Below are 1,102 nucleotides of genomic sequence, written 5' to 3' on the forward strand. Positions count from 1 at the left end.
CAGTTTGCCGAGTTTCCGTCTTATTTTCACACGCTGTCGGTGGACGTGCCGTTCCGCGATCGTTATCTGGCACCTGTATATCTGAATACAAAGGACAGTGAGCCATCGGAGGGTGATAGCCGCTTTTTTACGGCCGAGTGCGGTACTCATGTGCTGGTTGCGTGGTGCGGAACGGACAGCCTTCTGAATGCCCTGACGGATGCCTCATTCGGGCCGAAGAAGTGCCTGCCCGTGCTTGCCGGTGCGGGTAATATTCACGGCGGTTTTCTGGAAGCCTATGAGCTGGCTAAACGGAAATTTAAGGACGAATTTGATTCAATAAAAGCTGTGATAAAAAATCAGAAATCTTTATTTGTTTGCGGTCACAGTCTGGGGGGTTCCCTGGCACTGCTGTATGCCGCCGAAATGAAAGATAACCATCCGGTACTGTACACCTACGGGATGCCGCGCACGTTTACCCGCGCGGCAATGCCGTTTCTGGACAGCATCACTCACTACCGCCACGTCAATGATAACGACACCGTGCCACAGGTGCCGCTGGAAACCGATATGGACAATCTGTTCTATCAGACGCTGGGGCCGCTGGGCGACAAGCTGGGCTTTAACTGGCTGGCAACGTCGGTTGCCGGTCTGCCGGTCTCTCTCTGGCAGAAAGACATGGAGTTAAAAACGGGGATACGGCTGAAAAAAGACCCGTACTGGCATCACGGCAACACCGTCGTCTTTTTCCGGGCGCAGCAGTGTTCGATGAAGCTCACCAGCCCGAACAGGAAGAGTCTGGTTGATGGTGAGGTATATACCCGGCATTTTGTGGCCGTTAAGCTCTTTCTGGTGCCCTCCCTGAACGATAAGTGTCTGAAAGCAACCGGCGAGCATCAGGCGGCGTTTATCCAGTGCCTGAGCCCGGCCAGTCTGGCAAAGACCTTTCCCAAGAACACCAACCCCACGCTGGACGGCCTCGGCACCGATCCGCGCAGCCATTCGATGGCGCACCGCTACCTGTCCTATATCCATAATCAGGTGCTGGAGCTGGCCGATCCGGCGCGGGAGATGAGCAGGAAAGCGATGCGGGAAAAATTCCGGGAGGAAGTTGAGAAAAGCG

Annotated in this window: 1 pseudogene; it reads left to right on the forward strand. The window is 55.0% G+C overall.

From position 1 onward, the window contains the following. Window positions 1-1,102: pseudogene (locus JK211_RS16765) on the forward strand (lipase family protein); the annotation flags it as partial.

This window comes from Tatumella sp. JGM130 (assembly GCF_018257525.1).
In the GTDB taxonomy this organism is placed as follows: domain Bacteria; phylum Pseudomonadota; class Gammaproteobacteria; order Enterobacterales; family Enterobacteriaceae; genus Tatumella; species Tatumella punctata.